Here is an 18,618-nt window from a genome sequence, read left to right on the forward strand (position 1 = left end):
CATGCACAGAAAACCGAAACCTTACCCAGGTGAACGAACGACCGCTCATACAAGTAGTCGGAATGCTTCCGCCTTCCCGTCCAAACGGCTCGCGCGCCGCTACTGGATCTTGTTATGCCTGTTTCTGTTCGGTGGACTGCTCTGTTCGCTTGGTCTCCTGCTCTACAACAATCCGGTCCCCGTTCAGTCACCGTCCTTTTGGCCGGTCGTCGAACGCCGGATCACAGCCATCGTGACAATGGCGATTGCCGCACTCTGCCAAAGCCTTGCCACCGTCGCCTTTCATTCGGTCACGAATAACCGGATTATCACACCGTCCCTGCTTGGATTCGATGCACTGTACTCGACGATTCAAACGTCGATGATCTTTTTCTTTGGTGCAGGGGCTCTGATCGGTTTTTCAGGGACGGGAGCCTTTTTGACCCAAGTCGGTCTCATGCTCGTGATGAGTCTGCTCCTCTATGGATGGCTATTATCCGGAAAATATGCCGATTTACAGCTCATGTTGCTAATCGGCATCATCCTCGGCACCGGACTGAATTCTCTCGCAAGCTTCATGAGACGGATGCTCGATCCGTCCGAATTCGATATTCTGCAGGCACGACTGTTCGGTTCAGTCACAAATGCCGATGCTGCCTATTTTCCAATCGTTATTCCGGTCGTTCTGATCGTCAGTATCTTGTTGTTTCTGTCGGCGAATCGTCTGAATGTCATCGCCCTTGGAAAAGACGTCGCGACCTCGTTCGGCGTCAATCACCGCCGAAGTGTCATCTATGTCCTCATCCTCATTTCCTTACTCATGTCGATGTCGACGGCACTGATTGGACCACTGACGTTTTTCGGTTTTCTCGTTGCCACACTCAGTTATCAGGTCGCTTCTACATACGACCATAAATACGTCTTACCAATGGCATTTTCAATCGGCTTTCTCGTTCTGACGAGTGCCTATTTCTTCATGTATCATATTTTCAATGCACCGAGCGTCGTCTCCGTCATCATTGAACTCTTTGGCGGTCTGATTTTCTTAACGGTGTTATTACGAAAGAGGTCCCTATGATTAAATTAACGCAAGTCAAAAAAACGTATTCGGATCATGTCCAAATCGGTCCGCTTGAACTTGAAATCCCGCAAGCCGGGCTGACCGCACTGATCGGACCGAACGGCGCCGGTAAATCGACGACACTGATGATGATCGGTCGTCTGCTGCATCTCGACGAAGGACAGATCCAGGTCGCAGGACTCGATGTCTCAAGTACGAAGTCCAAGGATCTGGCAAAAATCCTGACGATTCTTCGTCAGGAAAATCATTTTGTAACCCGGTTGACGGTTCGCCAACTGGTCGGGTTCGGCCGTTTCCCCTACTCCCAGGGGCGCATGACGCCGGACGACGAAGCCATCACATCAAAATACATCGACTTTCTTGACCTGACACCACTCGAGAACCGTTATCTCGACGAACTGTCAGGCGGACAACGTCAACGGGCTTATGTCGCAATGGTCTTATGTCAGGAGACGGATTACGTGTTGCTGGATGAACCGCTCAACAATCTCGATATCGCCCGGTCCGTCCAAATGATGGGGTATCTTCGTCATGTCGCGGATGAGCTCGGACGAACAATCATTACCGTCTTACACGACATCAATTTTGCAGCGAAATATGCCGACCATATTTGTGCCATGAAACATGGACAGATTGCTGCGTTCGGGACGGTACAGGAAATCATGGTCGCGGACACGCTATCCGATATTTTTGAGACCAATCTCGAAATCATGGATGGACCATACGGACCGATTGCCGTTTACTGAGATGATCACATATCAAAAAGAAGGACGGCGCATCGGAGTGATGGGCCGTCCTTCTTTTTAGTTTCAGACTTTCTTATTTAATCAATTCTAACTCTTGTCCGACTTGTTTAAACGCTTCGAGCGCCTGCTCCAAGTCTTCCCGTGTATGTTCCGCTGTGACGATCGTCCGGACACGCGCTTTGCCTTTTGCGACCGTTGGGAAAGCAATCCCTTGTGCAAAGACACCGTGTTGACGCAGACGGTCTGACAGCTGATGACATAATGCTTCGTCACCGACGATGACCGGTGTGATTGGCGTCGTCGACGTGCCGATATTAAAGCCGAGTTCACGCAAACCATGTTTGAAGAATTCCGTGTTTTCCCAGAGACGGTCAAACAATTCCGTTTCTTCTTCCATGACGCGGAGCGCTTCCCGGTTCGCTTCGACGACTGCCGGTGGATGCGACGTTGAGAACAGGAACGGACGGCCTTTATGGATCAGATAGTCTTTGACGTGTTGTTCACACGCGACATATCCCCCGAGAACACCTATCGCTTTTGAGAGGGTACCGACCTGTAAGGCGACACGTCCGTCGAGACCGAAGTGATTGACGGTTCCACGGCCACTTTTTCCGAGAACACCGGATGCATGGGCATCATCGACCATGACGAGGGCATCGTATTTTTCAGCCAGTTCAACGATTTCCGGAAGCGGTGCAATGTTACCGTCCATCGAGAAGACGCCGTCCGTTACGACGAGACGCGTCCGCGCGTCCTGTGTTTCCTGCAGTGCTGCTTCCAAATCCGCAAGATCAACGTGGTTATAAATACGGCGTTTCGCTTTCGTCAGACGAATTCCGTCGATGATCGACGCATGGTTCAAGGCGTCGGAAATGACGACATCCTCCGGTCCGAGCAAAGCAGACAACACACCGAGATTTGTTGCGAATCCGGATTGGAAGACAAGTGCCGCTTCCGTATGCTTAAAGGTTGCCAGTTCCCGTTCGAACGCCTGGTGCATTTCGAGTGTTCCCGCAATCGTCCGGACCGATCCTGTTCCGGCACCGAATTCAAGTGCTGCGTCCGCTGCCCGTTTCGCGAGACGCGGATGCGCTGCGAGTCCGAGATAGTTGTTCGACGACAATTGAATCAATTCTTTCCCGTCGACCGTCACCCGGTTGTGCTGGGCACTTTCAAGTGCGACGAGTTCGCGGAACGTTCCCGCTTGTTTCATCTCTTCTAATTCTGTCCGTAAATGCTCAAAACCCATTAATTCGTCCCCCTTGGTTGTAGTACGACCTTTCCACATTTCCCTTGTCGCATCAATTCGAATCCTTCTTCAAACCGTTCGAGTGGTAACGTATGCGTAATCAACGGTTTCACATCGACTTTTCCGCTCGACAGGAAAGCGGATACCTGACTCCATGTCTCATACATCTTCCGCCCGGTAATCCCCTGAACGCGGACTCCTTTGAAGACGACATGGTTCGTCAAATCGATTTCAACCGGTTTGACCGGCAGGCTCAAGATGTTAACGTCTCCTCCTGCTGTCACCATCTCAAATGCTTGACCGATCGCGACCGGATGACCGCTCATTTCGCAGACGACATCAATACCGTCTCCGTCCGTCATCATCCGGACCCGTTCGAGGACATCTTCATGACGCGAATCGATGACGACATCCGCCCCCATCGTCTTCGCAAGTTCCAAGCGGTACGGATTGACATCGATTGCGATGACTTCCGCAGCGCCTGCCGCTTTCGCGACGGATACGGCCATCAGACCAATCGGACCACAGCCGACGACTGCCACCGTTTTCGCACTGACATCACTTGCAAGGACCGTATGGACGGCATTGCCCATCGGCTCTTGAATCGATGCGATGCTGGCCGGCATATCATCCGGATTGACCCAGAGATTTTCTTCCGGCATGACGACGTACTCCGCGAAACAGCCTTGCGTGTCGACCCCGATGATTTTGGTGTTTTTACAAATATGATATTGACCACGTAAACATTGTTTACATTGATGACAGACGATATGTGTTTCCGCCGAGACATGGTCCCCGAGCTTCAGACGTTTTGTCCCTTCCCCGAGTTCAACGACTTCGCCTGAAAACTCATGTCCGAAGACATACGGTGGATTGACACGGGACGCTGCCCAGGCATCCCATTCGTAAATATGGACATCCGTCCCGCAAATGGAAGTCGCCTCGACGCGGATCAAGACTTCACCGCGTTTTGGTGACGGAACTGCCACTTCTTTTAAAACGGCGCCAAATCCCCGTTCTTCTTTGACGAGTGCCCGCATCGTTTTTACTTTCGTCGTGTCTTCTACAGCTGTCACTAGTTTTGTCATCATTCCCCGACTCCTTCGTGGTCCTTGCCTCTTTCTCTAATCGGTCAAGACCAAGTATTGAGCATCCCCAACTAACCAAACAATCATTCACTTCTAGTTTACATGAATTCAGCCGCAAGTTTACCAAATGTTTCTTCATCCATGTCGAGATTTGCAAAAGTCAGCCCCTGATCGGCATACCCGTCGATTTGTGACTGATAATCCGGACGCGAATCGTCCTGATAAATCAAGCCCATGACGAGACCGTTATGTTCGTGGACGACCCGTTTTGCAAGGTCCAGATTCGTCGCATCATAGTCATCGAGATCATCCAGTTTCGTCAGATTCTGTTTAAACCAGTCGTACGTGTTGACTTTATTGAACGTCACACACGGACTGAACACGTTGATAAAGGCAAATCCTTTATGTTGCGTCGCCTGTTCAATCAGACTCGTCAATCCTTTTAAGTCATTCGAAAAGCTTTGGGCAACGAATGTCGCACCTGCCGTCAAAGCTAGTTCGACCGGTGAGACACTTTTTTCGATCGATCCTTTCGGTGTCGACTTCGTCTTAAAACCGAGCGCCGACGTCGGGGACGTCTGTCCTTTTGTCAAACCATAGATTTGATTGTCCATGACGATGTACGTCATATCGACATTTCGTTTGAACGCATGAATCGTATGTCCCATCCCGATGGCGAATCCATCCCCGTCACCGCCGGACGCGATGACCGTCAACTCACGGTTCGCCATCTTGACGCCCTGGGCAATCGGTAACGACCGGCCGTGGACCCCATGAAATCCGTACGTATTGATATAACCGGAAATCCGTCCCGAACAGCCGATACCGGAAATCAAAGCCAGTTCCTCCGGCTCCAGTCCGACGTTTGCGACCGCCCGCTGAATGGCCGCCTGAATCGAAAAGTCACCGCAGCCGGGACACCAGTTCGGTTTGACATCGTTTCTGAAATCTTTAAAGGTTGCCATGGAAAACCCCTCCTGCAACGACTTGTTCCACCACTTCCGCCGGATAGAACGGATCGCCGTTGAATTTTAAAATATGTTCAATTTTTTCTGCAAAACCGCAGTTCATCTGAATCAGTTTCGCCAGTTGTCCCGTCGCATTGTATTCGACGACGACGACCTGTTTGGCCCGCTCGAGGTGCGGACGGACGAGTTCACTCGGAAACGGATGCATCTGCCGGATATGGAGATGATCGACGTGAATCCCCTGTTCTTCAAGACGTGGCATCACTTCTTCAATCGTTCCGCGCGTCGAGTTAAAACCGACAAACAGAATATCCGGTGTGGCATGCTGTTCTGTGACAAGGACGGCATCCTTCATCCGGAACTGACTTAACTTGCGGAGACGTTTCGTCATTTGATCGACCCGGTTCTTCGTCGCTTCCGACGGACGGCCTTCTTCGTTATGTTCGACTCCCGTCACATGATGAATACCGTGTTTCGTACCCGGGACGACACGCGGACTGATTCCGTCTTCCGTCACTTCATAGCGTTTGAAGTACGCTTTTCCTTCCAGTTCCGGCAGTTCATCCAGCATCAATTTCCCGCGGCGGATTTCAACGCGGTTGACATCAAGCGGTTCGACAGACTGTTTCCCGAGCGATAACATCAAATCCGTCAAGAGAATGACCGGACATTGGTATTCTTCCGCGATGTTGAATGCTTCCGCTGCATCATAAAAAGCTTCCTCGACGGTCGACGGCGCCAGGACGACTTTCGGAATCTCACCGTGTGTGCTGTAAATCATCGCCATCAAGTCGGACTGTTCCTGTTTCGTCGGCAGTCCGGTCGAAGGTCCTCCCCGTTGTGTATCAATGATGACAAGCGGCGTTTCCGTCATTCCGGACAAACCGATTGCTTCTGCCATCAGCGACAGACCGGGTCCGGCTGATGCCGTCAAGGCCCGGACGCCGGCGTAGTTGGCACCAATTGCCATCGTGACTGCGGCCAGCTCATCTTCCGTCTGAACGACGGTTCCGCCGAACTGCGGTAATTTTTTAATTAAGTACTCCATGATTTCCGACGACGGGGTAATCGGATAAGCTGCCATCAGACGGGCCCCCCCTGCAACTGCACCAAGCGCAATCGCATCATTGCCGATCATGAACATCCGTTGCTGTCCGTCTGCCGGATCGAGGACGAAACGTTCCGCTGTTCCAGCCATCGCTTCGAATGCCGCTGCCCCTTCGCGAATCGCCGATAAGTTTTTCTCGACCATTTCCGGTCCTTTGCGGCCAAATATCTGTTCCACGACCGCCTGGAAACGTTCCGGTGCAATCCCGAGAATCGCACTCGATGCCCCGATCGCAACCATGTTCTTCATCAACGACGTTCCGAGTCCGGATGCAATTTCCGTAAAAGGAATCGGATACAGGACAGCACGTGTCTGGTCTGGATTCGTCGGATTGAACTTCGCATCGGCAATGATAATTGCCCCTTGACGCAACTCATGGAAATTGACGTCGATCGTTTCCTGGTCAAAGGCAACCAGAATATCAAGATCGTCGGCGACGGTCCGGACTTCGTGTGTCGCGACCCGGATTTTGTTGTTCGTATGTCCACCTTTGATGCGTGAAGAAAAATGACGGTATCCGTATAAGTAATAACCAAGGCGGTTCAAGGCAATGGCAAAGATCTCACCCGTCGATTCGATCCCTTCCCCCTGCTGACCGCCTACTTTCCATGACAATTGATTGTACATCGACGTTCGCTCCTTTAATCCCCTGAAATGATTGAAGCTGTCTGCTTCACTATCCTCCCCCATGATACCGATTTCCCGATGCTTGTACAATGCTCCGCTGACGAATCCGTTGATTTTTTCCTGTAATCCGTCATAAAAAAAGACCATCTACTCCAACGAGTAAATGGTCTGGTTTAACGTAGGACCTATGTCCAATGATGCATCATCGTGGTTCAATGATTAATTTGATTGCCGTCCGTTCCTCGCCATCAATCATGATGTCGGTAAATGCCGGAATACAGATCAAATCCATGCCTGCCGGTGCGACAAATCCTCTTGCGATTGCCACCGCTTTGACGGATTGATTGAGTGCACCTGCTCCGATTGCCTGAATTTCGACAGAACCTTTCTCTCGAAGTACACCTGCGAGCGCACCTGCGACCGCATTCGGATTCGATTTAGCTGATACTTTCAGGACGTCCATGCATGTACCTCCCAATCAAAAATCAAAACTCAATCAAAGAAAATCGATTGATCCGTTAAATGGATGCGTTCAATCTTCGTTGCTTTTTTTGATACATCATCAATATGAATCAAGACTCCATTTAATTGTTCCCGTCCTTCAGCAACTTCAAACCGGGTTGGGAGCTGTGTTTTAAATTTTCGCAAGACATCTTCTTTGCGCATCCCGAGAACACCGTCGAGTGGACCTGTCATGCCGACATCCGTGATGTAAGCCGTTCCACCTTCAAGAATCCGTTCATCCGCCGTCTGGACATGCGTATGGGTCCCGACAACCGCCTGGACACGACCTGCCAAGTGATAGCCCATCGCGATTTTTTCACTTGTTGCTTCCGCGTGAACGTCAACGAAGATTGCATCGACCTCGCCTTCGACTTCAGCAATCAGTTCATCGACTGTCCGGAATGGATCGCCGAGCGGCGGTAAGAAGACCGTCCCTTGAACGTTGATGACGGCGATTTTCTTGTTGCCGACTTTTAAGACCATCATACCACGACCCGGTGTACCTTCCGGATAGTTCGCCGGACGGACGATCCGGTCCGCGTCATCGATCCAGTCAAAGATGTCCCGGTTATCAAACGTATGGTTCCCCATCGTCACACCATGGAATCCAAGTTCAAGTAACTGATGATAAATCGATTTCGTGATTCCTCGGCCATGCGCTGCATTTTCTCCATTGACGAGCATGACAGTCGGATTATATTTGGATTTAATGCGTGCTGTGAACTGCTGTAAGATATGACGGCCGGGTGCTCCGACGACATCTCCGATAAATAAGATTTTCATGAACCATTCCTCCAAGTAATTAAAAAAAGTGGCGGTCGCCCGCCACTTTGCTTATTTTGCGTATTCGACCGCCCGTGTTTCCCGAATGACCGTGACTTTGATATGACCCGGATAATCGAGTTCTTCTTCGATTTTTTTCCGGATATCGCTTGCCATCTTATGGGCAAGGACATCGTCGACGACATCAGGACGAACGATGATCCGTACTTCACGACCTGCTTGAATCGCAAAGGACTTCTCTACCCCGTCAAACGATTCTGAGATTTCTTCCAGACGTTCAAGACGTCGGATGTAACTCTCGAGTGTTTCTTGACGTGCACCTGGACGGGCGGCAGATAAGGCATCTGCTGCTGCGACCAGAACGGAAATGACAGATGTCGCTTCCGTATCCCCGTGGTGGGAAGCAATCGCATTGATGACGGTTGGATGTTCTTTGTACTTCGTACCGAGTTCCACACCGATTTCAACGTGACTTCCTTCCACTTCGTGGTCAATCGCTTTCCCGATATCGTGCAGGAGACCGGCCCGTTTTGCAAGTGTTACATCTTCTCCGAGCTCAGCTGCCATCATACCGGCAAGATGCGCGACTTCGAGTGAATGGAACAATACGTTTTGACCGTAACTTGTCCGATACTTCAAGCGACCGAGAATTTTGACAAGATCCGGATGAATCCCGTGAATGCCGACATCATATGTCGCTTCTTCACCGATTTCACGAATCCGTTCGTCGACTTCCCGACGTGACTTGTCGACCATCTCTTCAATCCGAGCCGGATGAATCCGACCGTCTTGAACGAGTTTTTCAAGTGCCATTTTTGCCACTTCCCGGCGAATTGGATCAAACCCGGATAAGATGACTGCTTCTGGTGTGTCATCGATGATTAAATCGATACCTGTCAACGTTTCAAGTGTCCGAATGTTTCGACCTTCACGACCGATGATCCGGCCTTTCATTTCGTCATTCGGCAAGTTGACGACAGAAACCGTTGTCTCTGCGATATGTTCCGCGGCGAACCGTTGAATCGCAAGTGAAAGAATGTTGCGTGCTTTTTTGTCTGCTTCTTCTTTTGCTTTTTGTTCGATTTCTTTTTGAAGAATCGCTGCGTCATGCATAGCAGCTTGTTTCGTCTCATCCATGATGATAGCTCTAGCCTCGTCTTGCGAAAGATTCGCAACACGGACGAGCTCTTGGCGTCCCTGTTCATACAGGTCCTCTACTTTGCGTTCTAACTCTTCAGCTTGATGCTTCCGTTTCGCGATCTCTGCATCCCGCGTATTGATTTGCTCTTCCTTACGGTCGATGGAATCAACACGGCGATCGAGTGTCTCTTCTTTTTGAAGCAATCGTCCTTCTTGTTTCGTTAACTCTTGACGACGTTCACGAAGCTCTTTTTCGACTTCTGTCCGAAGTTTAAAAGCTTCATCTTTCGCTTCGAGCAATGCTTCTTTTTTCGTTGCTTCCGCTGATACTTGTGCACGTTCCACGATTTTCGTCGCTTCTGTTTCCGCGCCTTGAATCTTCGCTTCTGCAATCGATTTCCGCAAGAAGTAGCCTACGATGAATGCGATTAGTATTGCGAGGAGAAGTATGACAATCCAAGTTGTTGTACCCATGGGTTCACCTCCCCTTTACAAGGTGTTTCTTAGTTCATTTCGGTTATTCATCGAAGCTGTCTAAAAAACGTACATCTATATTGTAAGGATAGCACTCGTTCATTGTCAACGAACGGGCGGGAAAGAATTCCTATGTTTTCCTCTTTTCAACAAAAAAAGAGCAGAATCTGAATCGATTCCACTCTCTTTCGGCTTATTCTGCAAACAAATCTTCATCTTGACCTTCTTCAAAATCAACCGGATCTTTGCGGTCGACAAGACCGTGATGCTCACGAATCAACCGTTCGACCTCATCCGCAACATCTGGATGTTCGATCATGTATTGTTTTGCATTTTCACGTCCTTGACCAAGACGCTCTGAATTGTATGAATACCAAGCGCCACTTTTTTGGACGATATCAAGTTCTGTTCCAAGATCAATCAATTCACCAAATTTCGAGATACCTTGTCCGTACATGATATCGACTTCCGCTTGTTTGAACGGCGGCGCGATCTTGTTTTTAACGACTTTCAGTTTCGTCCGGTTTCCGACGATGTCTGTTCCGTTTTTCAAGGCTTCCGCACGACGGACTTCAAGACGGACGGATGAATAGAATTTCAAGGCACGTCCACCTGGAGTCGTTTCCGGGTTACCGAACATGACACCAATTTTTTCACGAATCTGGTTGATGAAGATGACGATTGTTTTTGATTTGTTTGTCGCACCCGACAATTTACGTAACGCCTGACTCATCAAACGGGCTTGCAGACCCATATGCGAGTCACCCATTTCGCCTTCAATCTCGGCTTTCGGGACAAGTGCAGCTACTGAGTCGACAACGAGGATATCGACAGCTCCTGAACGGACTAAAGCTTCCGCGATTTCAAGTGCCTGTTCTCCTGTATCCGGTTGTGATAACAATAACTCGTCGATGTTGACACCGAGTTTGCTGGCATAAGCCGGATCGAGTGCGTGCTCGGCATCGATGAATGCTGCCTGTCCGCCTTGTTTTTGAACTTCAGCAATCGCATGCAGCGAGACTGTCGTTTTACCAGAAGATTCTGGACCATAGACTTCGATTACCCGTCCACGTGGATATCCACCTGCACCGAGCGCTATATCTAATGTGATGGATCCAGAAGAGATTACGGATACTTTCTGATCTGGACTTTCACCTAGTTTCATGATTGAACCTTTACCAAATTGTTTCTCAATCTGGCGTAATGCCATCTCAAGTGCTGCTTTACGATCACTCACGTAGCAGGCCTCCTTTTATTTATCTTACTGAGATTATTGTACTTCTTTTGAGACCGAATAACAAGCTTTTTACGAACATTTATTCGCATAGTTGAAAGAAATCATCTTTTGCCTATTTCGTCCGTCAGGCTGATATTCTGAATGAGCATGAAGTACGCATCTTTGACAGAACGTAATCTAATCATACCACGGTCGAAGGCGGGATACGTCAGTTCACGTACTTCCGTACCGCCTGAATGTGCCAGGGCACAGTAGACCGTCCCGACCGCTCGTCCGCTGTTGCTCGTCGGACCTGCTTCACCGGTTAAAGCGATCGCAAGATCCGTTTGATACAGTTTGCGTGCCCCTTCCGCCATCGCAACGGCAACATCTCTGCTGACGGCAGTCTCTTCATCAAGTAAGGTCTGCGGTACACCCAGAACGTTCACTTTAGCGGTATCCGAATAGACGACGGCACTGCCGCGGAAAACATCACTTGCGCCTTGAATATCGGTCAAGCCGCTCGCAAAAGCACCTCCGGTCAGTGACTCCGCTGCAGACAGGGTCAGGCCGGCTTTCCGGCAGCGGTCGAGGACGACTTCTGGTAAACTCGTTTCGCCGTAACCGTAAAAGTGACTTCCGACTTCGGCAAGTATCTGCTGCTCCAGCGTATCGAGCATACCAAGGGCGACCTGTTCATCAAGCGCCTTTGCCGTCAGACGAAGACGGACTTCTGCTAATTCAGCATACGGCGCGACGGAAGGATTACGGGCAGTCCGGATGAGATCCGCCAACTGATCGTTTAATGCCGACTCTCCGATACCGAAGAAACGTAATGTTCTCGATTTAATCGTTTCCTTGCCTAAAAGATGATCGAAATGGTCCGCAATGATCCGTTTCATTTCCCGCGGGACACCCGGTAGCAGAATGTATTGATGGTCCGCTGTATGAACGGACATACCCGGTGCAAGTCCCGCCTGGTTCGTCAAAACATCGGCCTGATCGATGACCAGTGCCTGTTTTTTTTCATTTTCCGTCATCATGCGTCCCCGTGTTTTTAAGAATGCTTCAATCCGGTCATAGGCCGGTTGATCCACATGAAGTGTCCGTCCGAGTAAGTCTGCTACGACTTCTTTCGTCAAATCATCTTCCGTCGGTCCGAGCCCTCCGGTAATGACGATCAGCTCCGCCCGCTCCTGGGCCCGTGTCACGACTTCAACCATCCGCTCCCTATTATCCCCGACGACTGTATGGTAATGCACGTCAATACCGCATGTCGCAAGCCACTCCGATAAATACTGGGCATTCGTATTCGCGATTTCCCCTAACAACAATTCACTTCCGACAGCAATGATTTCTGCTTTCATCCTACATCCCCGCTTTCTTAACTATACGAAAAGACTGTTCGGTTTGACGAACAGTCTTGTTTGATCCACCTTACATGGATTTCGTAATTAATTTGATATTTTTCGAGAAATACTCGAGACCTGAATAAATTGTTAAAATCAACGCCAACCACATCGTGATTTCCGCAAACGGAATGTTAAATAACGCAAATCCGATATCGTGCAGTAAAAAGGCGATGATGGATGTCAACTGGACCCAGGTCTTTGCTTTTCCGGAATTTCCGGCTGCAAGGACAATCCCTTCATCTGAAGCGACGAGACGGAGTCCTGTCACAGCAAATTCACGGCATAAGATGATCACGACGACCCAGGCAGCTACGAATCCGAGTTCGACTAAATAGACGAGTGCCGCAGCGACAAGCATCTTGTCGGCGAGGGGATCCATAAATTTACCGAAGTTCGTGACCAGTTTGTTTTTCCGGGCAATATACCCGTCGAGCCAATCGGTGATGGCGGCGACGGAAAAGATCATCGCGGCGACAAAGTGGGAAACCGGGAGTTCCGCTCCTAAGACATCCCACTGTCCCCAGTCTGGATTGATGGCTAAGACGGCAACGAACACGGGAATCAGTAACACGCGTAAGACCGTCAATTGATTGGGCAAGTTCATTCTCGTATCCCTCCTTTTCGGGTTATGTATGCCAGCAGGGCTGACATGAAGAAGACACGCCTTATGGCGTGGCTACTTTCTTCAAGTAAATATTCTGAACGAGGAGGGAGCGGTTAAGCTTAAGCTCCTGATTGTTGACGAGAATCCGGTCGATTCCTTTGATGGAGCCGACCCGAATCCGAATCACGTCCGTTTTGGCATTTTTGACGACGATCGGGTTTGGATCTGACGCATTGATATGGTCAGGCGCGAGTGCTTGTCCTTCTAAAGAAGTATCCCGTACACCGACGAACGGTGACGGTGATGCATCTTTTTTGATCCGGATTGATACACTCATTGTACCATCTGTCGGGACCTCATAGGTGATGTCTTGACCGACTGTCGTCTTGACTGTCAATGGTTTTTTCGTTTCTTTTTTTACAGGTTCTTCTTTTTTCGCCGGTTCCTCTTTCGGTTCTTCCGCTACCGGTGCGTCCGCTTCCTCACTCGGTGCGTCACCTTCATCAATTGTGACCTCACTTTGTTTCGGTGTCGCCGTTTTCGTTCCGTCACCATCCTGGAACGCTTGGAATCCGTAATACAAGGCTACCCCGATTGCAAAAATCAAGGCAATGATGATGATATTCGGAATCCACCGTTTGGCGACACTTTTCTTCGGTGCCGTTGATTTCGAATACGTCGCCCGGCGGGACAGCTCAACGACAGGTTGCGCTTCCGGTTCCGGCAAATCACGTTTGTAAGTCGTAAACACTTCATCGACATCAAGACCGAGCGCTTCCGCGTATGTCTTGATAAAGGCACGTGCATAAAATGCACCCGGCAATTGTTTATAGTCGCCCTCTTCAATCGCAACAATGTAACGTTTTTGAATTTTTGTTGTACTTTGAATTTGTTCAAGAGAGATTCCTAACGTCTCCCGTTGTTCCTTTAAGTAGGTTCCGAGCTCAGTCATCGGTAACACACCTTCCATTTTCAATACTTATTCGAAATTGAACCAATCGTTCCCGCCATGGGCACGAGGTGGTTCGGTGACAATGATTTCTTCTGTCGAGTTGCGTAATTCAATGATGTAATCAAAATCATCCCACGTGTATTCGCTCGATTTAACAAAAGCATCTGGATGTTCAACGATTTTGGTAGCGGGAAGTCGCATGACTTCACGTAAAATCTGCCAATGCCGCTCGTCGAAATGGCGCTGTGAGACAAGCGCATCGATGATATACACATAATCGCCTGTCCGTTCATCGTCGAACAAGGAAGTCCGGACCGTCTGTTTGATTAACGTCGATGAAAGAAATAACCATTTTTTATTGGCACTGACACTCGCCGCCACGATGGATTCGGTTTTACCGACACGCGGCATACCGCGAACACCAATCAACAGATGGCCGTCCTGTTTGCAGAGTTCGGCCATGAAATCGACGAGAATCCCTAAATCTTCCCGGACGAAACGGAACGTCTTGATTTCGCCGCTGCTGTGGTCGATGTAACGACCATGGCGAATCGCAATCCGGTCCCGGAGTTTCGGTTTACGAAGTTTGATCACGTCGATCGTCGTCATCGTCTTCAGAATGGCTGCGAGTCGCGGGATTTGATCCGGTTGCTTTGTTTGAAGCAACATGCCCCGACGCTGGTGATCGACACCGTTAATCGTGACAATCGAAATATGTAGCATCCCCATGAGTGACGCGATGTCCCCTAATATACCAGGACGATTGACGTTCAGTTCGTACTCCAGATACCACTGTTCGAATTCACTCACGCGCCCAGCCTCCTCTTCAAATCGATTATCCATCCCTCATGTTAAATGATTTTTTGAAAAATGAAAAGCATTCCCCTAAGCAAATTTCAACGGATTACATCCAACCGCCGTCAATTTTGAGAACGGCACCATTCATATATGCCGAATCTTGTCCCATTAAATACGTTATGGCGGATGCCACTTCCTCGACCCGTCCAAAACGGCCGGCCGGAATTTCAGCGAGTGCCAAGTCCCGGTCTTCTGCGGAAAAGACGGCATTCATCGGTGTCTCGATCCAGCCCGGCGTAATACCATTCACCCGTCCATTCATCGCACCGAGCTCTTTACTGTACGACTTGACGAAACCGAGTTGTGCCGCCTTACAGATCGAATAGACGACTTCACCGGCGGCACCGAATTCACCTAATACGCTGCTGACGACGACGATCGAAAGTGATGCTGAAAAAGCTTTTCGGCTCGTCAAAGTCTGGGCAATCCGAATCAGGGATTCGACGTGCAACGTCATCATCGACTCAATCGAGGAACGGGACTGATCAACGAGCAGACCACTGAAACTCGTTCCGGCAATGTGCACGAACCCGTCGACAGACGGTAATTTCTCACAAAATGCCGTCAAGTTCCCCCGGTCAGACAGATCGCCTGTGACGATCTCCGTCGTCACAGGCAACTGCTTCACCATCTGTTCGAGCTCATGTTGTTTTTGGTGGGTGTGGAGGACGAGTTCATGCCCTTCCGCCGCTAAGCGGAAGACTGTCGCCCGACCAATTGCTCCGCTTGCTCCCGTAATTAAAATCCGCATCGGTCAAGCATACGGTTTAACGATGGAAATCGCACGATTTTCAAGCGCGAACAATTCATCGAACCGGGCTTCGATTTCTTCTTTTGTAATCGATGCGATCAAAGTCGGTAACGTAAACAGGTTCGTTCCGGCAAGAGCATGACGTGAGAATTGATTTGCGATGAATTCCGGTGAGTTCAGCGACCGGAGGAATTTCCCCTGCATCATGTTCCGCTTCCGGACGACTTCTGTTTCTTCAAAGTCGGGACGGACAGCCAACAGTTTTTCATAGGCTGTGATGAAACGCTCCGGATCTTCCGTCTCCATTCCGAATGTCGCGAAGGCAAATTCTTCTTCACTCGAATAATCAAAGCTGAACGTATCGTCGATCAAACCGTCTTCGTACAGCTCGAGATACGTGGACGACGTCTGGTCAAATAACAGGTGTAACAACAGTTCGCTTGTCAGTTCACGACGCAATTGTTCCTGTCCGCCGAGTGAACTGTCTTTATAACCGATCAGGACTTTTGGTGTCTTGACGTCCAGTTCAAGTTCAAATCGTTTACGGAAGACATTGTCTGGTTCGACGCCGTAATCGCGTTCGATCGCCGGGCGATCCGTATAATCTTTTTTCGCCTGGTTCGCTTTAATCAAGGCCAGCGTCTCGGCAGGATCGATATTACCGACGACGAACAGCACCATATTGGACGGATGATAAAACGTCCGGTAACACGTATAGAGATCATCCGCCGTAATCTGATCGATTGATTCCGGTGTCCCGGCGATGTCGATCCGGACCGGGTGTTTTGCATACATCGATTCGATCAGACCGAAGAATAGGCGCCATCCCGGATTATCCTGATACATCTGAATTTCTTGAGTGATGATGCCTTTTTCTTTTTCGACACTCTCTTCCGTGAAATACGGATCCTGGACGAAATCAATCAACGTTTCCAGATTTTGTTCAATCAACGATGTCGCCGAGAACAGATACGCAGTCCGCGAGAACGATGTGAAGGCGTTTGCCGATGCACCGAGGCGTCCGAATTCTTGGAAAACATCCCCTTGCTCCGACTCAAACATCTTGTGCTCGAGAAAATGCGCGATGCCGTCCGGGACATTGACCCATTGTCCATCCTTTTTAAAGCGGTTATCGATCGATCCGTAACGCGTCGTAAACGTCGCATACGTCTTTTCGTATCCTTTTTTCTGAAGTAAATAGACAGCAAGTCCGTTATCGAGCTGTTCAAAAAATACTGTTTCGTCTGTATCGTGATACGTCAACTGTTCCATTATTCTTCACCTCGCAATAGATAAACTGCCTCAAGCTCAATCGTTGCCGCTAAACGGACGACATCCTCACGTGTTGCCGTCTCGATGAGATGAATCTCATCTTCAAGCGTCAGTCCGCGCATCTTCGATCCATTCAACCAGCCGATCAATTGTCCCGGCTGATCCAAAATTTGCCGACGGGCATTGATTAACATCGCCTTTGTCTGCGTCAGTTCCTGATCCGTGAACTGCCCTGCCTTGAGATCCTTCAGTTGTTCGCCGATAATCGTTTCGGCCCGTTCCGCCTGTTTCGTCTCGACGCCGGCATAGACATACAATGCACTGTTCAGTGCGGCATAACGGGATGCCGCATAATAGGCGAGACTCTCTTTTTCACGGACATTCATGAACAGCTTCGAATGCGGGAATCCTCCGAACAGACCGTTCACGATTTGCATCCGAATCGAATCGACGGACGTCGGATCGACACTGACACGATATCCTAAATGCAATTTACCTTGTTTGATCGGTTGCGTCTCTGACGAACGTTTGACGCCTGCCACCTGTTTTTGGGCCGGAATGTAGTGACTCGCCTTTTCATCGTGGGAAGGTAAGAACGATAACGCATCTTCCATCTCCTCTTGCGTGACATGACCAACGACAAATACATCAATCCGGTCCTGTTCGACCATCGAGCGGTATGTATCACGTAAGGAAGCCGGTGTGATCTGTTCCAGTGCTTCGAGTGTACCGAGCGAGGATAACGAAACCGCTTCTCCCGGAGCCATCAGCTCGAGCAAACGCTGCTGGGCAAAACGCATCTTATCATCGTATAACGAGCTGATCCGGAGAGCGTGCAACCGTTTTTCCTGTTTGACGAACTGTTCCCGGAATCCACCCTCTGTCAGGTCCGGATAAAAAATCATCTGTTCCAGTAAATCGAGTGCTTCTTCGAGCAACGTCTCATGACGGACGAGATCCCCGCGGACGACATCCAGCTGGAACGAGATGACGTGTTCTTCCCCGAATTTCGAAGCATCGGCATACAGACCTGCATCATATAAGGTTTCAAGCGGTTCACGCAACGCTTTCATCGACGGATAGGCCGCTGTCGACTTTTCCATGATGTACGGCAACAGAGCACGGCTCGTCAGCGTTTTTTCTTCGAGTGGTGCTGAAAACGTCACGAGGACCGTCGTCGTCTTGAATTTATCGGTTGGAACGAGATGAAAGGTCGTTCCTTGTTTGTTCCACGTTTGAAATGACTGACTCATGCTTCTCCATCCTTTCGTTTAAACACATGGGCACTGCGTAAATATTCGATATCCGCTTTTTCATTGACCGCATTTTCATAACGGGCTGCCGTAAAGAAGAAATCGCTTAGACGGTTGATGAACGGTAACAAATGATGTGCCTGTTCGACATCGATCATCGCCCGTTCGACACGCCGGCAGACGGTTCGCGCCACATGCAGGCAGGCTGCGGCTTCCGTGCCACCCGGTAAGATGAATTTATCGAGCGGCGGCGACAGTTCCGTCAGACTGTCAATCCAGCTTTCGAGATCTTCCGTCGCAGTCGTACTCAGACGGGATGCTTTCGGTTCGACATACATCAAGTCACTCCCGCAATCGAACAGGACATGCTGGATGACCGTCAATTGTTCTTTGACTTCGATTGATGTCGCTTTTGTCCGGGCCAGTCCGACAAAACTGTTCAGTTCGTCCAGTTCGCCCATCAGCGTAATCCGCACATCATTTTTTTTAACACGTCCACCGACAAGTGACGTATCTCCCTCATCACCTGATTTAGTATAGATTTTCAAACGAC

General features: G+C 49.6%; 18 protein-coding genes. 2 read left to right on the top strand and 16 right to left on the bottom strand.

What is annotated here, in order from left to right:
* Position 1: 1 nt before the first annotated feature.
* Complete coding sequence (locus DVG79_RS07905; RefSeq protein ID WP_369835035.1) at positions 2-1,057, top strand: iron chelate uptake ABC transporter family permease subunit; 1,056 nt, start codon at positions 2-4, stop codon at positions 1,055-1,057.
* The gene (locus DVG79_RS07910) at positions 1,054-1,806 is read left to right on the top strand and encodes an iron ABC transporter ATP-binding protein (RefSeq protein WP_114596233.1); all 753 of its coding nucleotides are present in this window, start codon (positions 1,054-1,056) and stop codon (positions 1,804-1,806) included. Before DVG79_RS07905 ends, DVG79_RS07910 begins: the two co-directional genes overlap by 4 nt.
* A gap of 73 nt (positions 1,807-1,879) precedes the next feature.
* On the opposite strand, the gene DVG79_RS07915 is transcribed toward DVG79_RS07910, so the two are convergent.
* The 16 genes from DVG79_RS07915 to DVG79_RS07990 form a co-directional block, all read right to left on the bottom strand.
* The gene (locus tag DVG79_RS07915; RefSeq protein ID WP_114596234.1) at positions 1,880-3,055 is read right to left on the bottom strand and encodes a glycine C-acetyltransferase; all 1,176 of its coding nucleotides are present in this window, start codon (positions 3,053-3,055) and stop codon (positions 1,880-1,882) included.
* Entirely contained in the window at positions 3,055-4,146 is a 1,092-nt protein-coding gene (gene tdh, locus DVG79_RS07920) for an L-threonine 3-dehydrogenase (RefSeq protein ID WP_114596235.1), read from the bottom strand. The genes DVG79_RS07915 and tdh overlap by 1 nt, the downstream gene beginning before the upstream one ends.
* Positions 4,147-4,241: 95 nt before the next feature.
* On the bottom strand, positions 4,242-5,108 hold the full coding sequence (locus DVG79_RS07925; protein ID WP_114596236.1) for a 2-oxoacid:ferredoxin oxidoreductase subunit beta: 867 nt from the start codon (positions 5,106-5,108) through the stop codon (positions 4,242-4,244).
* The gene (locus DVG79_RS07930; protein WP_114596574.1) at positions 5,095-6,846 is read right to left on the bottom strand and encodes a 2-oxoacid:acceptor oxidoreductase subunit alpha; all 1,752 of its coding nucleotides are present in this window, start codon (positions 6,844-6,846) and stop codon (positions 5,095-5,097) included. Before DVG79_RS07930 ends, DVG79_RS07925 begins: the two co-directional genes overlap by 14 nt.
* Before the next feature lie 202 nt (positions 6,847-7,048).
* Positions 7,049-7,309, bottom strand: coding sequence for a stage V sporulation protein S (locus DVG79_RS07935; RefSeq protein ID WP_012369932.1), 261 nt, complete (start codon positions 7,307-7,309; stop codon positions 7,049-7,051).
* Between the two features lie 29 nt (positions 7,310-7,338).
* Complete coding sequence (locus DVG79_RS07940) at positions 7,339-8,133, bottom strand: TIGR00282 family metallophosphoesterase (protein ID WP_012369931.1); 795 nt, start codon at positions 8,131-8,133, stop codon at positions 7,339-7,341.
* Between the two features lie 51 nt (positions 8,134-8,184).
* Positions 8,185-9,747 carry a ribonuclease Y gene (gene rny / locus DVG79_RS07945; RefSeq protein WP_026828797.1) on the bottom strand — a complete coding sequence of 521 codons (1,563 nt, stop codon included), beginning with the start codon at positions 9,745-9,747 and terminating at the stop codon, positions 8,185-8,187.
* 193 nt (positions 9,748-9,940) lie between these two features.
* Positions 9,941-10,984 carry a recombinase RecA gene (recA, locus tag DVG79_RS07950; RefSeq protein WP_114596237.1) on the bottom strand — a complete coding sequence of 348 codons (1,044 nt, stop codon included), beginning with the start codon at positions 10,982-10,984 and terminating at the stop codon, positions 9,941-9,943.
* A gap of 101 nt (positions 10,985-11,085) precedes the next feature.
* On the bottom strand, positions 11,086-12,330 hold the full coding sequence (locus DVG79_RS07955) for a competence/damage-inducible protein A (protein WP_114596238.1): 1,245 nt from the start codon (positions 12,328-12,330) through the stop codon (positions 11,086-11,088).
* Positions 12,331-12,400: 70 nt separating this feature from the next.
* Positions 12,401-12,979, bottom strand: coding sequence for a CDP-diacylglycerol--glycerol-3-phosphate 3-phosphatidyltransferase (gene pgsA / locus DVG79_RS07960; protein ID WP_114596239.1), 579 nt, complete (start codon positions 12,977-12,979; stop codon positions 12,401-12,403).
* 61 nt (positions 12,980-13,040) lie between these two features.
* Complete coding sequence (locus DVG79_RS07965) at positions 13,041-13,931, bottom strand: helix-turn-helix domain-containing protein (protein ID WP_114596240.1); 891 nt, start codon at positions 13,929-13,931, stop codon at positions 13,041-13,043.
* 27 nt (positions 13,932-13,958) lie between these two features.
* Positions 13,959-14,741: a DUF3388 domain-containing protein gene (locus DVG79_RS07970; protein WP_012369925.1), complete on the bottom strand. Its 783-nt coding sequence runs from the start codon at positions 14,739-14,741 to the stop codon at positions 13,959-13,961.
* A gap of 94 nt (positions 14,742-14,835) precedes the next feature.
* A complete protein-coding gene (gene ymfI, locus DVG79_RS07975; protein ID WP_114596241.1) occupies positions 14,836-15,540 on the bottom strand; it encodes an elongation factor P 5-aminopentanone reductase in 705 nt (234 codons plus the stop codon).
* Between the two features lie 3 nt (positions 15,541-15,543).
* Positions 15,544-16,815: an EF-P 5-aminopentanol modification-associated protein YfmH gene (yfmH, locus tag DVG79_RS07980; RefSeq protein WP_369835036.1), complete on the bottom strand. Its 1,272-nt coding sequence runs from the start codon at positions 16,813-16,815 to the stop codon at positions 15,544-15,546.
* Entirely contained in the window at positions 16,812-18,065 is a 1,254-nt protein-coding gene (yfmF, locus tag DVG79_RS07985; protein ID WP_114596243.1) for an EF-P 5-aminopentanol modification-associated protein YfmF, read from the bottom strand. The genes yfmH and yfmF overlap by 4 nt, the downstream gene beginning before the upstream one ends.
* Positions 18,062-18,613 (bottom strand): cob(I)yrinic acid a,c-diamide adenosyltransferase, encoded by a 552-nt coding sequence (locus DVG79_RS07990; protein ID WP_114596244.1) that lies wholly within the window; start codon positions 18,611-18,613, stop codon positions 18,062-18,064. The genes yfmF and DVG79_RS07990 overlap by 4 nt, the downstream gene beginning before the upstream one ends.
* Positions 18,614-18,618: the final 5 nt, after the last annotated feature.

Source organism: Exiguobacterium sp. RIT594, assembly GCF_003339585.1.
In the GTDB taxonomy this organism is placed as follows: domain Bacteria; phylum Bacillota; class Bacilli; order Exiguobacteriales; family Exiguobacteriaceae; genus Exiguobacterium_A.

Excerpts from the sequence above, each read along its gene's own strand:
- ymfI (WP_114596241.1), bottom strand. The coding sequence starts at position 15,540 with ATGCGGATTTTAATTACGGGAGCAAGCGGAGCAATTGGTCGGGCGACA.
- DVG79_RS07915 (WP_114596234.1), bottom strand. The coding sequence starts at position 3,055 with ATGGGTTTTGAGCATTTACGGACAGAATTAGAAGAGATGAAACAAGCG.
- tdh (WP_114596235.1), bottom strand. The coding sequence starts at position 4,146 with ATGATGACAAAACTAGTGACAGCTGTAGAAGACACGACGAAAGTAAAA.
- yfmF (WP_114596243.1), bottom strand. The coding sequence starts at position 18,065 with ATGAGTCAGTCATTTCAAACGTGGAACAAACAAGGAACGACCTTTCAT.
- DVG79_RS07925 (WP_114596236.1), bottom strand. The coding sequence starts at position 5,108 with ATGGCAACCTTTAAAGATTTCAGAAACGATGTCAAACCGAACTGGTGT.
- DVG79_RS07955 (WP_114596238.1), bottom strand. The coding sequence starts at position 12,330 with ATGAAAGCAGAAATCATTGCTGTCGGAAGTGAATTGTTGTTAGGGGAA.
- DVG79_RS07935 (WP_012369932.1), bottom strand. The coding sequence starts at position 7,309 with ATGGACGTCCTGAAAGTATCAGCTAAATCGAATCCGAATGCGGTCGCA.
- DVG79_RS07930 (WP_114596574.1), bottom strand. The coding sequence starts at position 6,846 with ATGTACAATCAATTGTCATGGAAAGTAGGCGGTCAGCAGGGGGAAGGG.
- DVG79_RS07910 (WP_114596233.1), top strand. The coding sequence starts at position 1,054 with ATGATTAAATTAACGCAAGTCAAAAAAACGTATTCGGATCATGTCCAA.
- rny (WP_026828797.1), bottom strand. The coding sequence starts at position 9,747 with ATGGGTACAACAACTTGGATTGTCATACTTCTCCTCGCAATACTAATC.
- DVG79_RS07965 (WP_114596240.1), bottom strand. The coding sequence starts at position 13,931 with ATGACTGAGCTCGGAACCTACTTAAAGGAACAACGGGAGACGTTAGGA.
- DVG79_RS07940 (WP_012369931.1), bottom strand. The coding sequence starts at position 8,133 with ATGAAAATCTTATTTATCGGAGATGTCGTCGGAGCACCCGGCCGTCAT.
- pgsA (WP_114596239.1), bottom strand. The coding sequence starts at position 12,979 with ATGAACTTGCCCAATCAATTGACGGTCTTACGCGTGTTACTGATTCCC.
- DVG79_RS07905 (WP_369835035.1), top strand. The coding sequence starts at position 2 with ATGCACAGAAAACCGAAACCTTACCCAGGTGAACGAACGACCGCTCAT.